The sequence below is a fragment of the Sporosarcina koreensis genome (assembly GCF_001531445.1).
In the GTDB taxonomy this organism is placed as follows: domain Bacteria; phylum Bacillota; class Bacilli; order Bacillales_A; family Planococcaceae; genus Sporosarcina; species Sporosarcina koreensis_C.
Window position 1 is genome coordinate 5,379 of the sequence record NZ_LQYA01000182.1, and the last position, 4,251, is coordinate 9,629.

Here is a 4,251-nt window from a genome sequence, read left to right on the forward strand (position 1 = left end):
AGGCGACTCGCTTGACGGACGGGACGCGAAAAATCATCTCCATTTCGGAAGTGCAGAAAAATGAAGATGATGGTACGTTCCGGATTGTTGAAATCTTCAAATTCAAGCGGACCGGCATGCTGGAAGACGGGACGGTCCTTGGACACTTTACGGCAACCGGCGAAATCCCTGCATGCCTTGAGCGCCTCAGAATTTTCGGCATCCATATGGAAGAGTCGGATTTCCGGGTGAAGGAGGAGGTCGCGACATGGTAGAAGCGTCCATTGCGGCAGCAACCGTCTTCGTCTTTCTGATCGCAATCTATTTCCTTCTCGATTACCGGAAGTCGAAAAGAGAGTGGCGGAAGGAAGTCGAGCAATTTTACTTGGACGGGGAAAAGCGGAAAAGTGTCATCGTCCTTGTCGGCACGAAATTTGATGAGACAGCGACGGCAAAAGAATTGGAGCCTAAGCTTGTGGATGCCAACATTCCATTCACCCCATCCGAATTTTTTGGCGCTCTGATTGTCGGGTATATGGGGATCGTCTTCATGCTCGTCAACTTCTTTCAGTTGTCACTACTTGCGGCATTGTTCATCGGGCTGTTGCTCATCGAAGGGGCGCGGAGGCTTTTATTCCTTCTCAGGAAGAATAAGAAAAAACAAATGCTCATCGACCAGTTGCCTGAAATCTGCCGGGTGCTCGCCAACTCGACAAGGTCCGGAATGACGTTGAATCAAGGGATCCAGCTCGTCACACAGGAAATCAATGAGCCTGCAAAAAGCGAATTTAAACGGATGGCACATGAGCTGTCGTTAGGCATCGAATTCCAGGCAGCGCTCAGGACGATGGAAAGACGTATCGACCATAAGGAATTTCAATTGTTCGCCGCGACGATGCTCATCCAGAAAAAGGCGGGGGGCAATTTGTCCGCCGTACTTGATGAGATGAGCCAGACGCTAGACGAACGGAAATTACTGAAGCAAGAAGTGAAGACGATGACTGCGGAACAACGATATGTCTCAACACTTGTTCCTGTCATACCAATCTTCTTGGTGCTCATGATGAACAATATTATCGACGGTTTCCTCGACCCTTTGTTTACTGGGATTGGATTGATTCTATTGACGTTCTTCCTTTTTGGAACCGTGCTGACATTTGTCGTCGTCAGGAAAATTACGAATATCAGGGTGTGAATGAATGGATGGCGTAATTGCATTATTTACCTTTTTAGTCGTCGCGACCATCGGAATCTCGTTACGAGCTTACTATGTTTATTTGAACGAAAAAAGGAATCTGCGTGAGGAAATTGATGAATCCGTCTATATCGAAACATGGGTACGCAAGAAGAAGTCAAGAAAAGAAAAAGTATTGGAAAGGCTTTTCAAGTTTGCCGATGATTTTTCCGATCTTGGACAGCGTGTCAACTTCTTCAGTGAAAACGTAGAAGTTAAAAAGCTCCTAATACAAGCGGGATATCCATACGAATTGACGGTCGCCCGTTTCCAAGGGTTGAAAATATTCATGCTGATTGCAGGTTTTTTCATGGGAGGCATTTTATTCATCCTTAGATTTCCGATGTCTCAATTCATGCTTATTCTTATGCCGATAGCGGGTTTTGGCGGAACTGTCCTTTGGCTCAGATCGAAGGCGAAAAAAAGGCAAGAGGAGATTTCGTACCAGCTACCTGACTTTCTTGACACAATGAGTGTCACATTGCAGGCGGGAGTAGGGATGGACCAGGCGCTTCGAGACATCGTGCATTATTTCGAGGGACCTGTCAAAGAGGAATTCGGCCGTTTCATTCAGGAGTTGAGCGTCGGAGTTCCACGGGCGGAAGCATATAAATCATTGCTCGATCGCAACGACAGCAAAGAGTTCCAAATTCTGATCAAATCACTATTGCAAGGGGAACGATTGGGAGTTCCGATTGCGGACACGTTTAAACAACAAGCTGAAGAGATGAGGAAGTTAAAGAAAGAATTGATCAAGGAGAAGGCTGCCAAAGCATCGCCGAAAGTGACACTTGTGACTACTTTCCTCGTGTTGCCTTCTGCCCTCGTCCTAATCGGAGGCTTGATGATTATAAATATATTCAACCAGAACAAAGGGATTTTCGAGTTATTCAACTAAAATACATTTATTTAAGGAGAGAATTGAAGATGAAAGAGAAATTGATGATGGCTTGGACGAAGATGACGGCACCTGTGAAAAACGAGACGGGAGCACAGTCGCTTGAGTGGCTAGGGATTGCAGCATTGCTCATTTTGGTACTTGGAATTGTCTCAACTGCTTTGAGTGGTCAAAGTGAATCGATTACGGAACTAGTTGGAAACATCATTACTAAAATCAGCGGCATGGTAGGCGAGTAATTCGAATCGGAATTGATAAGGAGTAGTCATGAATAGAAAAAGAGTTGTTGCATTCATCTTCATGCTCATGCTCCTTTTAGCGGTGACGGCATGCAGCGATAAGAAGAACGAAAATGAAAAAGTTGTCGCAGACGAACCAACTGTATCTGATGCAAGTGAAGACGAGGACAATGTCGATGGAAATTCCGAAGATGACGAGGAAGCTGAGGAAGGTGCAGTTGAAGAAGTGACTGCTGCCCCGCTTCCTCAATCCTTGGCTGAATTGGCTGAAAGGTTGCCGGGCCACACAACTTATTTGAATACTATGGATTCAGAAGATCAAAAGGAAATCGATGAATTAACAAAGGATTTGCCGGATATATCGGGCAATCCGACAGAAAATGAATTGGATCATTTCTATAATGAACTTTTGGCTACTTTTCAACAGGATTTCATGGGACCTGAGGAGTTAATTGCAAAATTGAAATTCCAAGGAATCGGGGAACCGGATATTGGGAACCCCCGAATGGAATTCAAAGAAAATCTAAATGTACTTGTCATTTTGGATGCTTCGGGAAGCATGGGGAAATACGTTGGCGGGCAGACCCAAATGGAAGCCGCTAAAAAGGCGATTCTCCAATTTTTAGAAAGTTTGCCGAAGGACGCGAATGTCGGTCTGCGCGTCTACGGACATAAAGGAACAGGCAGTTCCGCCGATAAGGCGATGTCTTGTTCAAGCAGTGATTTGATTTATCCGCTTCAGCCTTATGATAAAGCTGCTTTCCAGCAATCGCTTGATCCAATGAAGCCGGCGGGTTGGACACCGACTGAACTTGCACTGGCAGAGGCACAGAAGGATCTGGCGGAATTTGACGGTGAGAACAATACGAATATCGTCTACCTCGTAGGTGATGGCATCTCCACTTGTGACGACGATCCTGTTGCTGCTGCAAAAGCATTGTATGATTCGGAGATTACCCCGATCATCAACGTTATCGGCTTTAATGTGGACAATGAAGGGCAGAAACAGTTGAAGGCAGTTGCAAAAGCGGTAGACGGGACGTATCAGGACGTCCAGGATGCAGAGTCCCTTCAGGATGAACTGGATCAGGCCAAAGAAGTTGCAAAAAAATGGGCTGATTGGAAAAAGGATAAAGGCCAGAAGTTAAGCGGCCAACGTGTCTCTAACGGTCTGGAAATCTTCAAATACGATTCGAAAGAATATAAGAAAGTTGTGAATGAACGCCAGCGTGTCGGATTCACAATTCAGTACTTATATCAAAAGAAAAAAGTAATGTCGAAAGAAAGCCATGATTATTTACGTACGAAAAATACAGCTTACCATGATTGGATGCAAGCAGAATACGATGCACTGAGAGCCGATCTGAAAAGCATGAATGAGTTGCAATACACGGAAGCAATTCAAGCTTTGGAAGAAAAATATTTACAAAACACTCCTGACTAAGAAAGGAGGATGAATTTGAATAGTAGAAAGTTGAGAAGAACGTTTGCCATCTTCATGCTGACGGTCATCCTCTCCTGGACGATATTGCCGGGGATTGCAATGGCAGACTGGTTGAAAGCTGGAAAATCGATTGATATCACTGACCCGATTACCGGCGGCGAAGCGATCACGGGCGGTGAAGCAATTACCGGCGGGGAATTCATGGTCCCTGGAGAGGTCTACACGTATGGCAAGGCATTTGAAGGTAAATTCACTCTAACTTCGGGAACGGTCATCGTTCCCGTAACTGCTGAAAATAAAGGATTGTTTTTAATTCCAAGTACGTTGAATGGTACAGCTTATGGGGAATTCCTGAAGGCAGGAGACATCATTTCCGGAGGGAAGCCGCCGACCGATGGACAGTTTCCAGGATCAGTTGGAACCCCGCCTACATCCGGCGAAGCGGTTGGCAGTGGTG

Annotated in this window: 4 protein-coding genes and 2 pseudogenes; all 6 read left to right on the plus strand. The window is 45.6% G+C overall.

The annotated features are described in order from the left end of the window. Window positions 1-254, plus strand: a pseudogene (locus tag AWV70_RS24790) (CpaF family protein); the annotation flags it as partial. Continuing rightward, a complete protein-coding gene (locus tag AWV70_RS16790) occupies window positions 248-1,174 on the plus strand; it encodes a type II secretion system F family protein (RefSeq protein ID WP_060209560.1) in 927 nt (308 codons plus the stop codon). The pseudogene AWV70_RS24790 and the gene AWV70_RS16790, both read left to right, overlap by 7 nt. A 4-nt stretch (window positions 1,175-1,178) precedes the next feature. After that, entirely contained in the window at window positions 1,179-2,111 is a 933-nt protein-coding gene (locus tag AWV70_RS16795; protein WP_060209562.1) for a type II secretion system F family protein, read from the plus strand. Between the two features lie 29 nt (window positions 2,112-2,140). Beyond that, window positions 2,141-2,350: a hypothetical protein gene (locus tag AWV70_RS16800; RefSeq protein WP_060209564.1), complete on the plus strand. Its 210-nt coding sequence runs from the start codon at window positions 2,141-2,143 to the stop codon at window positions 2,348-2,350. A 28-nt stretch (window positions 2,351-2,378) separates the two neighbouring features. Further along, the gene (locus AWV70_RS16805; protein WP_060209566.1) at window positions 2,379-3,794 is read left to right on the plus strand and encodes a vWA domain-containing protein; all 1,416 of its coding nucleotides are present in this window, start codon (window positions 2,379-2,381) and stop codon (window positions 3,792-3,794) included. A gap of 15 nt (window positions 3,795-3,809) precedes the next feature. After that, window positions 3,810-4,251 (plus strand): annotated as a pseudogene (locus tag AWV70_RS16810) (hypothetical protein); the annotation flags it as partial.